This is a genomic window from Candidatus Poriferisodalis sp., from assembly GCF_965215815.1.
Taxonomy (GTDB): Bacteria; Actinomycetota; Acidimicrobiia; order Acidimicrobiales; family Poriferisodalaceae; genus Poriferisodalis.
Window position 1 is genome coordinate 2,124,190 of record NZ_CBDCEO010000013.1, and the last position, 19,522, is coordinate 2,143,711.

A 19,522-nucleotide genomic window follows, 5' to 3' on the forward strand; every position below is an offset into this window, starting at 1 on the left:
TCGACCTGACCTAAGACGGGTGAGCAATTCGAGGTCGCTGGCCACCGCGGATGACGTGACGCCGCGTGTGCGGCAATACGTTGTGCTCGACATCGAGACGATGCCGTTAGTGGGCCTCGGCCCCAATCAAGACATCCGCGAGATCGGCGCATGCCGAGTCGAAGTCCTGACTGATGGCACGCACATCGCGCGTCCTGATGTATTCCACCGATTAGTACGCAGCGAGTTCTTTGGCACCGCTCCCGACACGGGATCCCTTCCGTGCACAGCGGTGGACACTGTCTCCAACAATCTGAGCGCCGGCTTGGTTGCCTGCCGGGACGCTCTCCTGGACTTGGCGCAGTACTGCATCGGAAGTCCCGTGGTCGCTCACAACGGGCGGCTTCACGATTTTGCCGTGCTCGATGAAGCCTGCCGCCGTTGCGATGTCGCAGCGCTCCACGACGACCGGCTCGACAGCTTGGATCTTGCTCACCTGGCTGCTCCACGGGTGGGAAGCGAGATGCGGCCGAACGCCGACGGGTCGGTGCCACCGGCGAGTCGCAGTGTTGACGATCTTGCGACGTGGCTCGGTGCTGCTGGTCGGCCGTCGGAGCGGCATCGGGCCGTTCCTGATGCGCAGCTGACGGCGGTGCTGATCGAGCGGATGCTGAAGATGATCTCCGACCCGTCGCCGGCACGCCGGCTGCAGCGCTGGATCCTGCACGCTGGCCAGCATCCGTGGGCGCGCTTCATGGAGGCACCGCCTGCCGGCACGTCTGTGATCGATTGCTTAAGTAGTGCCGAGGCACGCCGTCTCGCAACAATCAGCGGTCAACCGAGCGCCGTCGACATGGATCATGTGATGCGCGATGACAAGGGCAACGCGGCGAACGCCGAACCCGTGGTAACGCTCGACGAGGCGGCGGTTCTGGCGCCGTTGAGCCCCGGCGGGGTACTCGTGACCGGCGATGGCCGTGCCTACAGATCCCAGCAACGTGAGATGGCCGCTGCGGTGCTCAGGTCGCTCGCTGACGGTCTCGGCGTCAACAATGAAGACTCGGCTGCCCGGACGCGACGGCTGGCGGTCGAAGCGCCGACTGGCACGGGCAAGACGTTGGCGTATCTGGTGCCTGCTGTGGCATGTGCGCAGGCGCGAGGGCACCCGGTTGCGATTGCGACGCACTCCAAGGTGCTCCAGGATCAACTCCTCACCGACATCGAGCTCTATCGCAGGGCTGTTGGCGACGTCCGATGGGTGCTGCTCAAGGGCATCGCCAACTACGTTTCCGTCGCCTATCTTGACGCAGCCATCGGAGCCGGACCCGACGGACCGGTCGAAGCGCTCGGTCTGGCGGTGATGACCGGGTGGGCCGCTCAGACAGTCACCGGCGACTGGGATGACTTGAGCATCTCACAGCTTGAAATCTCATGGCCACAGCTCGTGGCCCTGCGATCGCGACTGAGCGTGGACGAAGTACGTGAATTCGCCGCTGACGACGCCGATCGCATGTGCTTCTATCGCCGCGCACTGGCCGGCATTTCCTCGGCGGACATTGTGGTCGCCAACCACGCCGTGCTCGTGACACTCGGCAGGCTCGTCGAAGAGGTGCCGCATGTCATCGTCGACGAAGGCCACAACCTCGAAGACGCCGCGACGAGTGCGCTGACCGAGACCACGGGCGGAGCGGCGCTTGCAGCGTTGTTCGACTGCGTCGCGCACGTCGACAGCGGTGCCGGCGTGCTGCGTCGATACTCGGTGGCAGCTTCGGGTGACTCGTCAACCGAGCAAGTCGCCGCGGCTCTGGATGCCTTGTCGCAGTGCCGTGAGGCGCTGACAGATCTGGATCGACGCATCGTCGACTACATACGAGGTCGTACAGAGGTAACCGTCGAGGCAGCTGCGAGCTTCGGAGTCGCGTACCGGCTGAGGCCGGGACTCGATACCAGTCGGGCTGAGTTCGCGCCCGCGCGCCGAGCGGCGCGGGCATTGTCCGAATATCTGCGGCGGCTCAGCGGTTGCATGGCATTCGAGCCGCCCGCAGCTGCGCTCGGAAGCGTTCGTTGGCGTCACATCGAGTCAGAGCTGGGCTGCATCGGTCGTCGCGTGCGAACCGCAGCCGAAGTGCTCGCCAACACCACGTCCGCACGCGACGACAACAGTTGGATCAGCATTGTCGATCTCCGTTGTCGCAGACCCGTCTACGACGGCAAGACAACTTGGGAGTGGTCGATGCGGCGGGTGCCGGTGTCCGTTGCCGATCACTTGCGGGCCACCTGGGAAGAACTGGATTCGGTCGTGCTGACCTCGGCCACGCTGCGCGTCGACGGCGAGTTCGCCTACGTGCTCGAGCGGATCGGGCTGTCCGACGCCCGGCGACTCGCCTTGCAGACGCCGTTCGAGAATCTCTCCCAGAATGAGCTTCTGGTGCTTCCACGCCACTTGCCGGTGCCCCGCGGAGGATTGATGGCGGAGTTCACCAAGGCAGAGGCCGACGAGATAGCGCGCCTTGTTCTGGTCGCACGCGGTCGCACACTCGCGCTGTTCACCGCCTCGGCTCGCATGGCACATGCACGTGACCATCTGTGGCGCGTGCCCGAGCTCCGATTGCACGGACTTGGTGTGATGTGCCAAGGCGATGCCCCATCGGGTGAGCTCGTGGAGCGGATGCGCACCGACGCATCGTCGAGCCTGCTCGCCACACGCTCGTTCTGGGAAGGCGTGAATGTGCCCGGCGAAGCGCTGAGCCTGTTGATCATCGAAAAGTTGCCGTTTGCTGCACTAGGAGATCCGGTGGTGGCGGCACGCATGGCCGAACTTGAACGCCGAGGAGAGGATGCCTTCAGCCGCTACCTCGTGCCCGAGGCCGTACTCCGATTCACACAGGCAGTCGGCCGCTTGGTGCGAAAGGAGACGGACCGTGGCGTGTGCGTCGTGCTTGACAAACGGATTCGAGGCAGCGCGCCGTATGCCGCCGCGTTCCTGGACTCGCTGCCCGGCCCGCCGTCAATAGAACGGCCTCATACGGCGAGCGCGGCCTATGCAACGGTCGCCCGGCACTTGGGACTCCCCTTTGGCGCATCCGACGAAGCCGAGCTGCGTGCACTGCCATCCTCCGACCCGTGGCGAGAGCTCGAGACGTTGTCAGACGCGCGCCATGCTGCAACCCAAACGGAGAATGTCGACGAACTGCTGGAGCGAGCGCGTAAGTTGCTTGGCTTCGAAGAGTGGCGTCCGGGCCAGCGAGAAGTGATGCGCAGCTTCGCAGAGGGCCACAACACGCTGGCGGTGATGCCTACCGGGGCTGGCAAGTCGCTCACGTACCAGTTGCCGGCAATGCTGCGTTCAGGTCTGACACTGGTCGTGTCTCCCTTGGTGGCGTTGATGCGCGATCAGGTCGAGGGTCTGCGCGATCGAGGGTTGACCCGAGTGGCGGAACTGCGTTCGGGCCAGAGTCAAATTGAGCAGGCTGAGGTGCTGCGACGCGCACGCGACGGCGAGTACAAGTTGCTCTACGTTTCGCCAGAACGGTTGTGGTCAAGCCGCCTACGACAGGCACTGGCTGGCGTCGAGATCTCAGCTGTAGCAGTCGACGAGGCGCATTGCATCTCCCAATGGGGCCATAGCTTTCGCCCCGAATACCGAGCTATCGCCGAAGCACTGCGTGAGCTGTCGCCGTCGCGACGCCCGCCGGTATTGGCGGTGACAGCCACGGGCACGCGTGAGGTCACCGAAGACATCGTGGCGTGCCTCGGCATCGGCGGAACGTTGCACCGGCACGAACTGGACCCGGACCGCAAAGAGCTCCTTTACTACGTCGAGGATTGTGATTCGCTCGACGACCGCGATGTGGTCGTAATGCGCATCGCTGAGGCGTACCGGCGTCGGGCGATGATTGTCTATGTGCCGAGCCGAGCGACGGCGGTACGCATGTCAGAGCTCTTGCGACTCGATGGTCACACGGCACGGTCGTATCACGGCGGCATGTCGTCGGCGCAACGGGTGCACACCGAGGAAGCCTTCCGTGCGGGGGAGATCGACATCGTTGTCGGCACCAATGCGTTCGGCTTGGGCATCGACAAGCCTGATGTGGAAGTGGTCGTCCATCTCGAAATGCCCGCGTCGGTCGAGAGCTACGTGCAAGAGGTGGGGCGAGCGGCGCGAGGTGCCACTGCTGGCAGCGGCCCGAGCCTTGGACGCTGCATTCTGTTGAGGGCCCCTGATGACTGCGGCGTGCACGAGTCATTTGTCAGGGACGCAGCGCCCAGTCTGGACACGGTGAAGCAGCTCTGGAGGTCGTTGGAGATCGCTGCTGAACGCACGGGTGGGCCGGTAGCGCTGACTCGGGTCAACGGGGACCGCCGCGCTGCTAGGGACAGGGACAGCAGTCACCTCGAGCTCGCTGCACATCTGCTCGTTGAGCAGGGGTGTGCTCAGCGCGTCGAGGACATGATCGAAGAGGGCATCGTTCGAGTCCTGCCCGGTGCGGCTCGGCATCACCGGTCCGAGAGTGGCCAAGGAAGGCTGAGTGAGGATGCGCGCGAGATTCTGAAATCGCTTGAGGGAGCGAGCGAGCGGTCGTTCGGCATTCGCTCTTGGGCAGCGGAGATGGACTGGTCGTCAACGCGCAGACTCGAACGAGCGCTGATTGACCTCAGTCATGGCGAGGCAATCGAACTGACGGCATGGCAGGTCTCGCCTCTATGGCAGCGTGTCCCCGGGAGCACTCCGGACTTCGCGGCAATCGGCGAATCGCTCGAACAGCGCAGGCGTGCCGTTCGCAGTCTCAGCGACCTGGCGAAGCTCTATCGAGACAACCGCCACGACTGCCGTCGTCGAGTGCTGCTCGAATATCTCGGTGCGGCCGCAGCGTCGAGCTGTCATGCGTGCGATGTGTGCAGAGGCGATCTTGAACGACCGTGGGAACAGGTCGTGATCTCTCGCCAGCACATTGACAAAGCCGTTGACGCGGTGACCGTCATCTTGGAGATCGCAGGAGAGGTGCCGCCGGGCGATCCGAACCGCCGGTCGCCGTCGCAGCGCAACATCGAACGGTGCCTGGCTGGCGAGTCCGGCGAGGGCACCCGCAACGAACTCCCGCTTCCGCTGCGCACACACCGGCTGTACGGCCGTCTCGCTGCGCTCGGCCCGCGCGGAGTGCGGCGTGAGATCGATCGCCTCTTGGGCTCAGGCGAGCTACGCATCGAGCGCATCGACGAAGAGCGCGGAAGTTGGGAAACGCTGCGCATCCCGTCGTAGGCAAACATTCGCTCTTCGACATCGCTGGCAAGCAAGAATTCCACTCCGTGTGCACTGGCGATCGCATCGTGCAACCACCTACTGCGCCGAACGTCGCCGCTACCGTGAATGCCACTCATGGCCTTCTTGCTACCTGCGAATCTTGTCAACAACATGGCAGTGCCGCCGCCACTGCGGCAGGCAGCGCAGGTATTCCGGGACTGGCTTCCGGAGCAAGTCACGGTGACGCTGTATGCGCCGAACGTGACCCGATCTGACGATGACGACTCAACCTCGGCCGATTCGCAAGGCACGACGAGCAGGCCGTACCTGGTTGTGCTGCACCCGTCGCTTGGCATCGTGTTCTTGGACTTCGTTCCTGGCAGCACCGCTCGTAACCTCGCGACCATGCGGCGGCCCCAACGTGTCTTGCAGCGACTCGCCGAAGAAACGCGGGGCCGATTGGGGCTCCTGTCCGAGGAAGTCCGGGACCGGCTTGTTGCCCAGGGTCTCAGCGAAGCGAGAGTTCCGGTCGCGCTCGCGGTGGCGGCACCTCGGTTGACGAGGGCGAAAGTCTTGGCCGCGGGCAAGGCCAATGTGGATCAGTTTCTGCTGCAAGAAGACTTCTCCGCCTCATCGATCGAATCGGCGCTCGAGCGGATGCTCGCCACTTCGAATGGCGGGCGACGGCGCGCCGACGTGGGCCTCAGCGCGGCCGAAGAGCGCCGGGCACGAGCAGCGCTGAATCCGCGACTCCTCGTGAACAGCGCTGCGCAGGCCGAGCAGGGTCAGCTGGTCTTCCGGCCACCAAAGGATGGTGAAGACGTTGTGCAAGTGCTGGACCGCCAGCAGGAACGTCTTGCCGAACATCTCGGAGACGGCTACCGGGTCATCAAGGGCGTAGCCGGATCTGGCAAGACGCTGGTGCTGGTGTTCCGGGCACGGCACCTTGCACGGCACTATCCCAATTGGCGAATCCTGCTGACCTGCTTCAACCGGCCATTGGCACTCTCGTTGGCCCGGCAACTCGAGGATTGTCCCAATGTCCGCGTGCGAACCGTCGACAGTCTGGCATCGGCCATATGCAGGACACTTGAAATCCAGACCGGACACCTCGGAAATTCAAGGTTTGATCGTCATGTGGAGGAGGTGAACCAAGCGCTCGATGCTGGTCGAGTGCCGGAGCGCTATCGCTACGACGCCGTGATGATCGACGAGGCACAGGATCTCGACGCAAGCAGGACACGCATGGTGTTCGGGCTCCTGCGGTATCCGTGGAGTGATTTCGTGGTCGCCCTTGACTCTGCGCAGAACCTCTATCGGCGTCAGCCTGGACTGCCGCCGCCTGCGCAGCACCGGCCCAACTCGACCGATACCACCGAAATCAGCGGCCGCGGGCGGACCGAAGTGCTTCGAGTCAACTACCGCAACACCTACGAGATCCTGAAGTTTGCCGATGACTTTCTTCGGGCTGGCGGCGTGCCTGAGGGTGGCGATGAAGAAGACCCGGCGACATTCATTCCGCCCGAAGCCGCTGAACGGTCGGGCCCTGCTCCCGATGTGCGCCCATTTCAATCGCACCTCGAGGGGTACCAATCTGTGTGTGCGGCGTTACGCAGATCACACGCCGAACGGGTTCCTTGGTCGGACATGGCGATTCTGGCTGGGAACTGGGACGCACTGAACGAAATTGAGCAGGAGGCCCGTCAGCTGGACATCCCGACGTTCAAGCTTGTCGACCTCAATCCGGACGGAACCGAAACTGATGACGGAGTGCGTCTGTCGACGATGCAACTCGCCAAGGGCCTCGAGTTCGCACGGGTGTACATCATCGGAGTGGACGACATCCGGGGCGGTCCGAGCACCGATGACACCCTGCGCCGGCGTCTGCTCTATGTCGGCATGACTCGCGCCACCGATCTGCTGAAGATTGCGGTCAGCGGTCGTGGGTCGATGGTGGATGCTTTGCTGGAAGCACGAGTTGTGTGAGTTCACAGGTATGGGCTGAGATCCTCCGTCTTGATGAAATGCACTCGGCCCTCGGGTATGAGAGCCTCAAAGAGGACGATCACGTGCCCGATCCCGGTAGCGGACGGTGCACGTAAGCCTGCGTAACCGGCCAGCGCAGCTGTCTCGCCGATCAGCTGGCATTTGGACCAGTCTGCGGCACGGATGTCGTCCCGGCTGAGTCCGAGTGCGTCGAGAGCACCGGGTACAGCAAGATCGACGAGCGGCATCTGATCGAGGTGCACATGGTGTAGCGCGCGGGGCAGCAGCGCGGAGCTCCCCCGGCCTTGTCCTGCTGCCATCCGACGGAATTCCGCCGCACACCCAGGCACGGAATCCGTGAGGTAAATGGCTGCGCTCCCTCCGCGACGATTCCAGCGGCCGCCGAGGGCTTGCGCTCCGCGACCGGAGAGGGGCGGACGATTGCGAGAAGTGTGCCGGTAGGCGATGAGATCCAGTGGTGTCGCGCCGAGCGAGTTCAGAGCCGATAGCGGGTCGTCCTCGGCCGTCTCGGTTGCATCGTCGCTGTCACTAAACCGTGATGCCGTCTGCGAGCGCCTCGATGAGGGCGAGAACGGATCGGTAGTCGCCCTGAGCGATTCGGTCGGCAGGCGAATCGTGGTCGAGCAGCCGATTTGGGGCAAACAGCCAAAGCGAGAATTCCGAAGGCTGGATGACTGTGGACGCCTGGTCAGTGACGTACACCAGCTCGAGCAGCCGCTGGCGGGCCCCGGGTTGGGGTGCGCAACTGCCACGATCCCAACGGGCGACAGTGCGCGCCGATGTACCGACGACGCGCCCGATGTCACTTTGGGTAAGCCGGGCTGCGTCCTGGAGTTCCCGAACCCGTTCGGCGATTCCTGCCGCCATGGAGCCTGTCCTTTCGGGAGGATGTCGACACGCTTGGATGTCATGTATTCTGTCGAAGTTCTGTCAGTAATAATAGCTAGTCAAATGACCGAGCCCGTGCCGTGCTGTTCTGTTCGGCCGAATGCTCGGCGAGTTCTCGGTACTCGAGGGCGCGGCCCGAATGAGCTTGGTCGATCGCGGTCTGAAGTCTGTGCACGCACATCGGTGAGACTGCCGCAACCTGGTGTTCGGTCAAGCGTGGTTTTGTGTCCGGTCGGCCATCGCGCGCCGCGGCTTTCGCGAATCAGTTGAGCCAGAGCTGCCGCTCGAGAAATCTTGCCCGAGTGCTTTTGGGTGATATCGGAGCGCGCTGGGGCGCGGTCCGGCGTTTTGGAACCCCAGCGCGTAGGGTCCGCGCCCATGGCGTTGGGGTTGGAGTCCGTACTCGTCGGATCGTGGACGGACGATGACGCTGGCACTGGCGTGACGGTGGTGTTGCCGCCGGCGGGAACCCTGGGCGCAATCGCGGTGCGTGGCGGCGCGCCGGGCACTCGTGAGGCGGCGGCGCTCGGACCAACCGGCGGGGGCACCGAATGCCACGGCGTCGTGCTGTGCGGCAACAGCGTGTTCGGCCTTGCCGCCGCCGACGGCGTCGTGAGGTGGTGCGCCGAGCAGGACCGAGGCCTGAACATCCGAGACAGCATCGTTCCGGTCGTGGGCGCCGCTGTGGTGTACGACATCGCCTCACCCGAGAGCACACGACCCACAGCAGAAGCGGGATGGGCAGCCTGCGAGGCTGCCTCCGCCGATGAGCCCGCCACGGGCCGGATCGGTGTGGGGCGAGGCTGCACGATCGGCAAGACTGCGGGGCGAGACCATTCGGTGCCCGGAGGGCTGGGTGCCGCAGTCGAACGCTCCGGCGACGTGATCGTCGGCGCGGTCGTGGCTGTGAATGCCCTGGGTGATGTCATCGATGCCGATGGCTCCGTGCTGGCTGGCTGCACGGCACCGTCGTCGGCGGCGCGCTACCCGGATTCCGCCATCGAAGCGATTCCGGGCTTCACCGGTCGCGGCTCCGAAGAGCCCGAGCAGCTCGAGCGATCCAACACGACTATCGGCTGCTTGGTCACCAATGCCCGGCTCACCAAGCCCGAAGCGTGCCGCGCGGCCGACTTGGCGCACACTGGCATTGCCCGGGCCATCGAGCCGCCGCACACCAATTTCGACGGCGATGCCCTCTTCCTGCTGGCGACTGGCGAGGTCGAGACCAGAGCCGACCTAATCGCAATGCTCGGCGCGCGGGCGGTGGCTTCAGCCATCAGGGCCGCCATTGCCACCTAAGGGCTTGCGTCTGTGGCAATCTGGGCGCACCAGAAAAAGGGGGTGGTCCACACAATGGCGAAACGCAAGAGGACTCTGGAGGTGGCCGGGCGCTGAGGCGGCCCGCTTCCGAAGAGGGGCCGCCTCCTACAGGTGGCGACTCCAACCCGGACCACCGAACCCCACAAGATCCGCGTGCTGGTCCTCACGTGGCTGCAGCCCCGCCAAGCAGCGGAGGCGCGACAACGATCTTCGGGTAAGTACAGGCCCCGGCGGCAACGCCGGGGCCTGTACGCGTCTGACGAGCCACTACTAGGGTCCGCTCATGGATTTCGACTGGCCGGACGATGATGATCCTCGCCGTGTTGCGGTGCGCGACTGGCTTGACGACCACGACGGTGCGCCCAGCCAGGAGGCACTGGCGCACGCCGGCTACGTGGCACCCCACTGGCCCAAGCCCTACGGCCTCGAAGCCGACCCGATCACCCAGCTGCTGGTCGACGAGGAACTGGCCAGCGCAGGTATCCGCCGGCTGGCCGGTGGCATCGGTCTGGGCTGGGCCGGCCCGACGATTCTGTACGGCGGAACGGATGCGCAAAAGGAGCGCTACCTGTGGCCGATCCTGACCGGCGAGGAGGTGTGGTGTCAGCTGTTCTCCGAGCCAGACAGCGGCTCGGATCTCGCCAATCTGGCCACGCGGGCGGTACGCGACGGCGATCGCTACATCGTGAACGGCTCGAAGATCTGGTCGTCAGGAGCGCACCGCAGCAAGTTCGGCATCCTCATTGCCCGCACCGATCCCGACGTGCCCAAGCACCGAGGCGTGTCGTATTTCATCTGCCCGATGGACACGCCGGGCCTCGAGCTGCGCCCGATCATCGACATGACTACGGCCTACTCGTTCAACCAGACGTTCTTCACTGACATGGAGTTGCCGGTCGAGAACCGTATCGGGGACGAGAACGACGGGTGGCGTCTCGCGAAGATCACCCTCGGCAATGAACGGGTGTCGCTCTCGGGCGAGGGCGCACTGTGGGGCAGTGGTCCCAGCGCTGCCGACCTGCTCGACATCGTCCGTTCCGCCGGTGGCCTCACCGACCCGGTCCTGCGTGACCGCGCAGCGCGGTTGCACATGGAGGGTGAGGTGCTGCGTCTCATCCGGCTGCGGACGCTGAGCGCGCGCCTGCACGGACGCCAGCCCGGACCCGAGGCCAGCGTGCGCAAGGCGCTTGCCGACGATCACGGCCAACACGTGATGACGCTGGCAAAGGACCTCTCCGGGGCCCATGGGCTGCTGACACACACGGGCCCGCTCGGCACGTCGCCGGAGTTCCCGAAGTCTCAAGCCGTCGTGGAAGGCTGGAACGGCTGGCACGGCGGCTACCTCTTCAGCCCGGCGCTGACGATCGGCGGCGGCACCTCGGAGGTCCAGCGAAACATCATCGCCGAGCGAGTCCTAGGCCTCCCACACGATGTCGACGTGGAGTCCGGCAAGACCTGGGCAGAATCTCGCGCGTCGCACGCCTGATCCGCCCCGGTCGATCAGCGTCGCTGGCTGCCCCGCGGGAGACTGAGATGGTGGTACCCCATCTTCGCTGCACATTGCTGATCGTAGCTATAATGTAATTACAATTCGCGGGTGTCGGCGATGGCGCTGATGGTGTATGGAGGCTCTCATGGACGCGAGAATCGTGCCGATCGGCAACTCACGCGGCGTCCGGCTGCCGAAGCCGCTCATCGAGGAGGCCGGCTTGGGCGAGCGTGTCTCGCTCCGCATCGTGGAAGGCGGTGTGCTCATCGAGCCCCGCTCTGAGGCGAGGGCAGGGTGGGCCGAAGCAGCCAGACTGGCTCGCGAGCGAGGCGACGACATCGGCGTCGAGTCTTGGCCGCCGACCCGGTTCGACACCGACGAATGGGAATGGGAACCCGCGACCGATGACGCCCGATGACGCCCCGACGCGGGGACGTGTACCTGTGCAGCCTGGATCCCACCGTCGGCTCGGAGATTCGCAAGACCCGTCCCGCTGTGGTGATCTCTCCCGACGAACTCAATGAGCACTGGGCGAGCTGTCTGGTAGCGCCGATGACCACCGGCAGCCACCCCTACCCGTTCAGAGTCGCCTGCCAGTTTGACGGCGTGCGTGCTCACGTCGTTTTGGACCAGATGCGCGCGGTGGACAAAGCGCGGCTTGTGCGCAACCTCGGCCGGCTCCCGGCGCCGACGACAGCGCAGGTGCTCGCCATCGCTCGGGAGATGTTCGCCGACTGACCGCCCCGTGGCAACGCTCAATCGGGTGATCGAATCCAGAGGGTTAGTGGTCGCAGGCAAAGAGAGGGTGTCTCCACCCGTTGGTGCCTGCGCGATTGGCTTGTCACCTCGTTCGCTGTGAAGATCCCCGCACGACAACAACGGTGCTAGTCGGCCGACCGTCTGAATCGACTCGGTGGGTGTCGAGAGTCGCGGCTTCTGAAGGTGTCAATTCAATTGGTTGGCCCGTGGCGCCAACCCAACCGGGTCAGCTCCATCATCGAGTGCTGGGGAGATCGCGGTGATTGGAAAATCTTGTGAATTGATGTAGCACCTCAGGTCTTGTAGGGACATTGAGGTGCAATCTTTGCGCGCGCGTCTGGCTGCCGGTGCGCACGCCAACGACGCGATCAGGTCTGTAGCAATCTCCGCTCGCGGCGGGAATCCGTGTACGCCTCGCGGGGCCGCCTATCGTTGCTGAGTCCTCGAAACTTGAAACGGGAGAACGCTGATGCTTGACGAGCGACGCCGATGGATTTCCATACTGCTCGTAGCGGCGTTCATTGGCCCGCTTGCGCTGCCGACGCCAGCGGCAGCACAGACCGGTGGCGCACTTGTCGACGGCGCTGAACGATGGACCGAGTCGGACTGCGCGGGTGAGATCCCGATCGTTGTCGGTTCAGATGCGGCTGCGCAGTCCGACATCTACAGTTCGATCACCCTCGCAGGTGTCGTCGGAACCGACTGTGTGGTCCTCGCCGGACCCCGCGACGGGGATATGCCAGCTCCCCAGCAAGCACGCCTCGACGCAGCCGAAGCGGGCGGGTATGTGCTTGGTGGCACCGCTGCGGTGCCCACAGCGAAAATCGTCGACAGGGACATGACACGCCTCGGCGGTGCTACTCGTTGGGAGACAGCCCAGCTCATCGGCAGTGAAGCGCGTGCATTGGCCGAAGACGGGGAGCCGGCTATCGCAAGTGCGCCTGACACGACTCTAGATGTTCCTGCGGATGTGCGGCAGCCCGGTGTATTTCTAGAGGGAGCGGAGCTGTGGATCGCGTCGGATTGCGCTGGAGAGGTGCCGGTTGTGGTCGGTTCGGACGTCGAGGCGCAGTCGGATATCTACAGCGCTGTCACGCTCGCGGGGGTGCTCGGCACCGACTGCGTCATTCTCTCCGGTCCCCGTGACGGCGCGATGCCGATGAGTCAGCGGGCACGCCTCGACGCAGCAGAAGCGGGCGGTTACGTGCTCGGCGGCATCACGGCGGTGCCCACTTCGAAGATCGCCGGTCGGGACATGACGCGTCTAGGCGGAGCCACCCGCTGGGCTACCGCGCAGCTTGTTGGGCGCCGCGCCAGCGGCGACACCACCGCAGGAACACCCACCAGCGACGAGCCGATCATTGCACAAGAAACCCGTGCCGACACCACTGAGTCGTTCGCGTCCTTCTCCAGTGGGAACGGCTTCTCGTGTTGGCTGCAGACTGACCGCACGGTTGCGTGCCGTGGCGGCGGCGGCGTCGATCCCGGGAACGCGCCTAGCGGCACATTCGACGCTGTACACGTAGCTGATTCGAGTTCCGCTGCGTTTCTCCAGTGCGGAATACGCACTGACCGCACCATCATCTGCTGGGGAGACAACGGGTACGGACAGGCCGATGCACCGTCCGGGACATTCACTTCCGTATCCCCTGCCCAGACGCATGCTTGCGGGATTCGTACGGGTGGCACCATCATCTGCTGGGGAAACAACAGGTACGGGCGGGCTGACGCCCCTCTTGGCACTTTCATCGCAGTATCAACCGGATACAGCCACTCCTGCGGACTTCGCACCGATAACGCAATCGCCTGCTGGGGCAGAAACAACGCCGGGCAGACCGACATGCCCTCCGGCACGTTCACCGCAATTTCGCTTGGTTCTTACCATTCGTGCGGGATTCGTACGGGCGGCACCATCACCTGCTGGGGCCAGGGTCACGATGTGCACGCACCGGGTTACACACCATCGGGCACCTTCACATTGATAGACGTAAGCGGCAATACGGCATGCGCTGTGCGAACTAACGGCGAACTCATGTGCTGGACGGCTAATGGACCCGCCAACGGGCCTTTGTTGTCGGGCACTTTCGCTACCATTTCCGCCTCGAGCGGTCGGGGTCTGTGTGGGTTGCGTGTAGATGGCACCATCACCTGCGCCCATGAGCGCGCCGCCGCGCCGCCGCCGGCTACGTTCAACGAAGCGACATTTGGCTGGGATCATTCGTGCGGGTTCCGCACCGACGGCACGATCGCCTGCTGGGGCGACAACTCCCGTGGGCAAGCTGAGGCGCCTTCGGGCACGTTCATCTCGGTTGCCGTCGGCTACGACTATTCATGCGGGGTTCGCACCGACGGCACTATTACCTGCTGGGGAGACAACAGGTACGGACAGACTGACGCGCCTTCAGGCACGTTCACCCAAGTTTCGTTGGGCCAATCGCACTCGTGCGGGTTGCGCGCTGACCGCACCGTCGCCTGCTGGGGCGGCAACTCCGGTGGGCAAGCTGAGGCGCCTTCGGGCACGTTCACCTCGGTTGCCGTCGGCTACCACTACTCGTGCGGTATACGCACAGACCGCACCGTCATTTGCTGGGGCGACAACCGCAGCGGGCACACTGACGCGCCCAGCGGCGCATTCGCCGAAATATCCACCATCGCTATAGCCATCAAGAACGTCGGATATGCGTGCGGAATACGTACCGACGGCACCATCGCCTGCTGGGGCGACACGAGGCCTGAATACCGAGTCGGGCAGGCTAGCCCACCAGCGGGAACGTTCACCGCAGTGTCTCTAGGTGCTGAGACTGCGTGCGGGGTCCGCACCGACGGAACCGTCACCTGTTGGGGAAAGAACGACTCTGGTGTGGTGACCAATACGCCGCCGGGGAAGTACACAGCTGTGGCTGTGGCCGGACACTATGCGTGCGGCTTGCGCACCGACGACAGCGTGACGTGCTGGAGTAACAAACACGTCCCGACCGGCAAGTTTGATTCGGTATACACGTCTCCATCATGCGGACGGCGGACTGACGGCGCCTTCGTTTGCTGGGGGGCACTTCGTCTCTCGAGGCCTGACGCTGCGCCGACGGGCACCTTCACCACCCTTCGCCTATCTGATAGCGTTACCGGATCGTGGTGCGGGCTACATACTAACGGTGCTATCACTTGCTGGGGTGACGACACATACGGACAGGCTGGCGCACCCTCGGGAACATTCAGAGCCATGTCTGCAGCCGAGACATTCCGTTGCGGATTACGCACCGACGGCACGATATCCTGCTGGGGAGACAACAGGTCCGGACAGACGGATGCGCCGCCGGGAACTTTCACCGCGATATCTGTATCTCCTAGCTTTGGCCACTATGCGTGTGGGGTTCGCACCGACGGCACGATTGCCTGCTGGGGAGACAACAGGCCCGGACAGACGGATGTACCGTCGGGAACATTCACCGCAATTTCTACGAATGACGACTATGCGTGTGGGGTCCGCACAAACGGCACAGTCACCTGCTGGGGTCGCAACGATTTCGGAGTGATAGATGCACCCAGTGGCTCATTCATTGCTGTATCCACGGGCAACAAACATGCTTGCGGCTTGCGCCCAGGCGGTGCCATCACATGCTGGGGCAACAACGATGTCGGGCAAACTGACGCACCGACGGGGATATTCACAGCTGTATTCGCGAGTGTCACGTCAACAGCGATGGTTCCCGGTGGCATAACCGGTCCTCGATTTGAGATCGCCTATTCGTGTGGTCTCCGCACAGACGGTACAATGACCTGCTGGGGGGACAGGTTCAACGAACATATCTGGGGTAACGCTGAACAACCCGTCGGCGAGTTCACCGTCATATGGCGGCGCACATCAGGTACGGGGTGCGGATTGCGCTCCGATGGCACCCTTGCCTGTTGGGGAGATACCAGTAACCTCCTCACCGACGCTGACCTGCCTGCAGGCAACTTCACTGCCATCTGGCAATACGGCGACAGGCCGTGCGGACTGCGCTCCGACGGCACGTTCAACTGCATGGCCGTTCGCTTTGACCGCGCTCCCTGAGTTAGGCCTCGGCGGCGTTCAGCCCTGCATTTGAGCTTTGGTCGTGAGAATCAGGAAGCCTGACAGAGTCGATGTGGTGGCATTGTCATGACTTAACAATGGATAGCAGAGTGTGGAACACTAGCCCCTTGGAGGCAATTTCCTCACCGATACGTTGCCGACCACATGATAGAGATGTTCGGCAATGATCTGCGTCGTGTTCTGGCTTGATGTAGCGACACCAATCGTTGACGGCATCTGTCGTAATAATGCAGGCGTCATCTCACAGCCACAGGAGCAGCCTCATTGATGAAAAAGTATCGTGCACAGTAGCCACTCATGTGGGGACTGGCAACGCTCATCCTTCTCGGGGCACTAGCCCTGATTGTTCATGAGTCTGGTGGGTTTGGGTGTGTGAGTCCGCGGAAAAGCCTCTCTGATCTGCGACGATGCGTGTTGTCAACGCACGCAGTGTGCAATTCAGAGAGGCATCTTCGAGGTGAAACTTAGCAGTGTGGCAAATGCGCGTCTGGCAGGCGGCGGTGAACGGGTGGCGTGGGGCGCGGGACTGTTCGCTTTGGGCGGTTTCGCGGACCGTGTCGGGCTGACCGGGGCGTGTTGTTGGTGCATCTGTTGCTGGTGCTGGCCGGGGGCGGCGAGGCGTGCACAGATGTCGAGCATCTGCGGTCTCAGCGGGACCTGTTCGGGCCGGTGGGGTCGGGCTCGACGCTGTATCGGGCGCTGGGGGCATCGACGGCTCGGGACTGGGGGCGATGTGGGGCGCCGCGGCGACCGCACGCGCCGAGGCGTGGTCGAAGCGCCGAGGCTCGGGTCCGTTGGTGGTCGACATCGACTCGACGCTGGTGGAGGTCCACTCGGAGAACAAGCAGGGCGCCGCGCCCCATTGCAAGGGCGGGTACGGGTTCGGTCCGATGGTCTGCTCGACTGGCGACGGGGAGCCGCTGTGGGCCAAGCTGCGCCCGGGTAACGCCGCCGCGAACGACATCGCCGATCACATAGAAGTGCTCGACGCGGCGGTCTCGGTGCTGCCCGCAGCTGACGCGGCGGGCCACCGCGCAGGCGACGACGCGGCGCTGGGGGGACGCGAACTGGTGCTGCGTGTCGACGCCGGGGGCTGCTCGGCGCGTATCGCTGAGGCATGCAGGGACCGCAACGTCACGTTTTTCATGTCCGCTCGGGCCACCGCGGGCATCGACGCCGCCATCGCGGCTGCCCGCTGCGATCCCCGACGGTGGACTGCTGCTGTGGCGAACCCCGCCCAGCGTCATCCCAAAGCGCATGTCGCGGAGCTGACCGATCTGGTGGACCTGTCGGGCTGGCCAGCACGGACACGGCTGATCATCCGACGCGAACCGCGCCACCCGGGCGCGCAGCGCAGCCTGTTCGAGAGCGACAACTTCCGCCTGCTGGGGATTCCTCACCGACGCCCAAGCCGGCCCCGCCCCGCTCGACCGCCTGATGAGAAAGCACGCCGACGTCGAAGATGCCGTCGCGCGTCTCAAGGACTCCGGGCTGATGCGCATGCCCTTCACCGCTTGGCACGCCAACTGCCCATGGGCAACGCTGTGCAACATCAGCGCCGCGCTCGTGCACTGGTTCCAGACACGACGCCTCACCGGGCCGCTCAAACGCGCAGCCCGCAAACGGCTCCGCTGGCAGCTGTGGCACCTGCCCGCGCTCGTATGCGAAACCGGCCGACGCACCTGGCTGCGGCTCCCCACCGCACACCCCGGCGCCCGAGCCCTGCTCGCCGCCCAGCACCCCAACTGAGCACCCAGCACCCCCAGCCGCCAACAGCGCCGCTCACGCGGCGGCCGACCCGTCGCGCCCACACACCCATGTCAGGGTCCAACACGGGCCCTGCGATCACTCCAGCCGCGCCCAACAGCACCCACCGGGTCCCGTCAAGCCGACAAACCCGCCCGACACACCAAAACACAACCCATAAAACCCTGAACAGGCATTCTCGTGAATAATCAGGGCTAGCGACACAATGTCAGCCGCAACACACCACCACCCGCATCACGCGCACGCAACTACACGCGCAGCGAAATCCAACGGGCCGCACCAAGGGACCCGGTTCAAGTCCCGAACGAGCAAATGATGTACCAGTATCATCCCAGCATTGCGGGTATACGTCATGTTGTGCGTCTGAACTTTGCCGCGGAGGGTGCACCGTGGAATGAACCAAGTCTGATCGTGTTCTCGCTGACGCGTGAAGGAGCATCAGATGACTGTCAGCGAGGGTCGGCGTCGACCGAAGAAGCTGTCCGCGGAGACGAAGTGGGAGATCTACTTGCAGGTCACGGGCGGAGAGATCACCCAGGCCGACGCGGCCCGGAAGTGGGGGGTCGATGTGTCGAGGGTCATCTCCATCGGCCGGACGGTGACCGACGCGGCGCTGGCTGGGCTGGCCCGCAAGCCGGGTCGCCCGGCCACCGAACGGAACTGGGAGCTCGAAGCGGCCCGGGCAGAGATCGGCCGGCTCACCGAGGCGATCAAGGTCCAAGCGATCGAGTTGGCCATTGTCCGGGGAAAATCCGGCTGGGACTGAACGGACCGGTCCCGGCGAGAGTCCCCGCCGAGGCCAAAGAGCTGGTCCTCAACACCGTCGACGACGCCGTTGCCGCCGGGTTCTGGCACACATGGGCCACCGGTGTGTGGCAGGTCTCCGACGACCGGGTGCACCGCTGGCGGGCCCGCCGACGCGAGCTGGGCACGCTCAGCGACCTCGCCCCGGGCGGCGCGCCGGTGCATGCGGTGGGGGCCGACGAAGTCGCGGAGGTCCTCGCTGTCGCCCAGGAGTGGGGACCGGTCGACCGGTCCCACCGCAAGCTCGCCCACCGCGGTTCCTATGTGGGCCCGGTGTGGGTGGCCCCCTCGACGTTCCGGCGCGTTCTGGCTGCCCACCCGCTTGTGCTGCGCGAACAGCCGCCGACACCACGGCGGCCCCGCACGCCATGGCCGCACTGGCTGGTCTACCGAACCGAACAGGATCCGGGGTCTGGGACGTCACCGGCTTCGGGCAGGCCCGGCGCTGCGTGTTCGCCATCGTCGAGGTGGTCTCGCGCTACTGGACCGCCAGCCTGGTCTCGACCGAGGAGACCTCCACCCAAGTGCGTGTCATCTTCGACCAGGCGCTGCTAGCCCAAGATCTCGACGAGCTGCTCACCGAGGGCCGCCTCGATCTCGACATCGACGACCCCGACCGGCCGATCCTGGTCGCCGTGTCCGACAACGGCCCGGCCATGACCAGCCCCCACACCCGCGCCTACATGGCGATGACGGCCATCGCCCAACACCCCCGCCGACCCCACACCCCCACCGACCAAGCCTGGATCGAGAGCTTCTTCAGCCACATCACCCACGAATGGCCCCACCTCAACGACATCACCGACCCGGCGCTGCTCGACACAGAGCCCGCACGCATCCGGATCGACTACAACGAAGTCCGGCGCCACGAAACGCTCGGCTACCTCACCCCCCGACGACGAACACCACCAACGACCAGAACCGATCCGCGAGGCCCGCCGCCAAGGCCTCCAACGAGCCCGCACACGACGGCTCGACCACAACCGCCGAACCACCACCAACAACCCCGCCAACACCCCATGACTTGGTTCATTACCCAGCCAAACTCCGCGAAAGACTCAGACACACCTCAGTCACTGTTCGCCGATCACGCTCCCCCTGCGGCCACGTCCTCGCAGGAACCCAAGGTCCAACACCCATGGCTCCCCGAATCACTCTGACCCGCGGGCTACGCTACGCCTATGTCAAAATA

12 protein-coding genes are annotated in these 19,522 nt (G+C 64.5%); 10 read left to right on the top strand and 2 right to left on the bottom strand.

All coding sequences use genetic code 11. The features are described 5' to 3' along the window. Positions 1-19: 19 nt before the first annotated feature. Both ACOOHB_RS19585 and ACOOHB_RS19590 read left to right on the top strand, forming a co-directional pair. A complete protein-coding gene (locus tag ACOOHB_RS19585; protein ID WP_420446463.1) occupies positions 20-5,239 on the top strand; it encodes a RecQ family ATP-dependent DNA helicase in 5,220 nt (1,739 codons plus the stop codon). A 117-nt stretch (positions 5,240-5,356) separates the two neighbouring features. After that, positions 5,357-7,207 (top strand): DEAD/DEAH box helicase, encoded by a 1,851-nt coding sequence (locus ACOOHB_RS19590; protein WP_420446464.1) that lies wholly within the window; start codon positions 5,357-5,359, stop codon positions 7,205-7,207. A gap of 2 nt (positions 7,208-7,209) precedes the next feature. Here ACOOHB_RS19590 and ACOOHB_RS19595 read toward each other — a convergent pair whose 3' ends face one another. Continuing rightward, entirely contained in the window at positions 7,210-7,869 is a 660-nt protein-coding gene (locus tag ACOOHB_RS19595; RefSeq protein WP_420446465.1) for an RES family NAD+ phosphorylase, read from the bottom strand. Continuing rightward, entirely contained in the window at positions 7,757-8,095 is a 339-nt protein-coding gene (locus tag ACOOHB_RS19600) for a hypothetical protein (RefSeq protein ID WP_420446466.1), read from the bottom strand. The genes ACOOHB_RS19595 and ACOOHB_RS19600 overlap by 113 nt, the downstream gene beginning before the upstream one ends. 399 nt (positions 8,096-8,494) lie before the next feature. Between ACOOHB_RS19600 and ACOOHB_RS19605 the strand changes: the two genes are divergently transcribed. The 8 genes from ACOOHB_RS19605 (at position 8,495) to ACOOHB_RS19640 (ending at position 19,490) form a co-directional block, all read left to right on the top strand. After that, positions 8,495-9,415: a P1 family peptidase gene (locus tag ACOOHB_RS19605; protein ID WP_420446467.1), complete on the top strand. Its 921-nt coding sequence runs from the start codon at positions 8,495-8,497 to the stop codon at positions 9,413-9,415. Positions 9,416-9,719: 304 nt separating this feature from the next. Next, a complete protein-coding gene (locus tag ACOOHB_RS19610; protein ID WP_420446468.1) occupies positions 9,720-10,922 on the top strand; it encodes an acyl-CoA dehydrogenase family protein in 1,203 nt (400 codons plus the stop codon). Between the two features lie 148 nt (positions 10,923-11,070). Continuing rightward, a complete protein-coding gene (locus ACOOHB_RS19615) occupies positions 11,071-11,343 on the top strand; it encodes an AbrB/MazE/SpoVT family DNA-binding domain-containing protein (RefSeq protein WP_420446469.1) in 273 nt (90 codons plus the stop codon). Then, the gene (locus tag ACOOHB_RS19620; RefSeq protein WP_420446470.1) at positions 11,340-11,663 is read left to right on the top strand and encodes a type II toxin-antitoxin system PemK/MazF family toxin; all 324 of its coding nucleotides are present in this window, start codon (positions 11,340-11,342) and stop codon (positions 11,661-11,663) included. The genes ACOOHB_RS19615 and ACOOHB_RS19620 overlap by 4 nt, the downstream gene beginning before the upstream one ends. A gap of 490 nt (positions 11,664-12,153) precedes the next feature. Next, positions 12,154-15,738, top strand: coding sequence for an RCC1 domain-containing protein (locus tag ACOOHB_RS19625; protein ID WP_420446471.1), 3,585 nt, complete (start codon positions 12,154-12,156; stop codon positions 15,736-15,738). A 641-nt stretch (positions 15,739-16,379) separates the two neighbouring features. Next, on the top strand, positions 16,380-17,714 hold the full coding sequence (locus tag ACOOHB_RS19630; protein ID WP_420446472.1) for a transposase: 1,335 nt from the start codon (positions 16,380-16,382) through the stop codon (positions 17,712-17,714). 254 nt (positions 17,715-17,968) lie between these two features. Beyond that, the gene (locus tag ACOOHB_RS19635) at positions 17,969-18,292 is read left to right on the top strand and encodes a hypothetical protein (protein WP_420446473.1); all 324 of its coding nucleotides are present in this window, start codon (positions 17,969-17,971) and stop codon (positions 18,290-18,292) included. Positions 18,293-18,698: 406 nt separating this feature from the next. Then, positions 18,699-19,490: an integrase core domain-containing protein gene (locus ACOOHB_RS19640; protein ID WP_420446474.1), complete on the top strand. Its 792-nt coding sequence runs from the start codon at positions 18,699-18,701 to the stop codon at positions 19,488-19,490. Positions 19,491-19,522 lie beyond the last annotated feature (32 nt).

Coding starts and splice junctions, on each gene's coding strand:
- ACOOHB_RS19605 (WP_420446467.1), top strand. CDS start 8,495: ATGGCGTTGGGGTTGGAGTCCGTACTCGTCGGATCGTGGACGGACGAT.
- ACOOHB_RS19600 (WP_420446466.1), bottom strand. CDS start 8,095: ATGGCGGCAGGAATCGCCGAACGGGTTCGGGAACTCCAGGACGCAGCC.
- ACOOHB_RS19590 (WP_420446464.1), top strand. CDS start 5,357: ATGGCCTTCTTGCTACCTGCGAATCTTGTCAACAACATGGCAGTGCCG.
- ACOOHB_RS19640 (WP_420446474.1), top strand. CDS start 18,699: ATGGCCGCACTGGCTGGTCTACCGAACCGAACAGGATCCGGGGTCTGG.
- ACOOHB_RS19615 (WP_420446469.1), top strand. CDS start 11,071: ATGGACGCGAGAATCGTGCCGATCGGCAACTCACGCGGCGTCCGGCTG.
- ACOOHB_RS19625 (WP_420446471.1), top strand. CDS start 12,154: ATGCTTGACGAGCGACGCCGATGGATTTCCATACTGCTCGTAGCGGCG.
- ACOOHB_RS19635 (WP_420446473.1), top strand. CDS start 17,969: ATGACTGTCAGCGAGGGTCGGCGTCGACCGAAGAAGCTGTCCGCGGAG.
- ACOOHB_RS19620 (WP_420446470.1), top strand. CDS start 11,340: ATGACGCCCCGACGCGGGGACGTGTACCTGTGCAGCCTGGATCCCACC.
- ACOOHB_RS19610 (WP_420446468.1), top strand. CDS start 9,720: ATGGATTTCGACTGGCCGGACGATGATGATCCTCGCCGTGTTGCGGTG.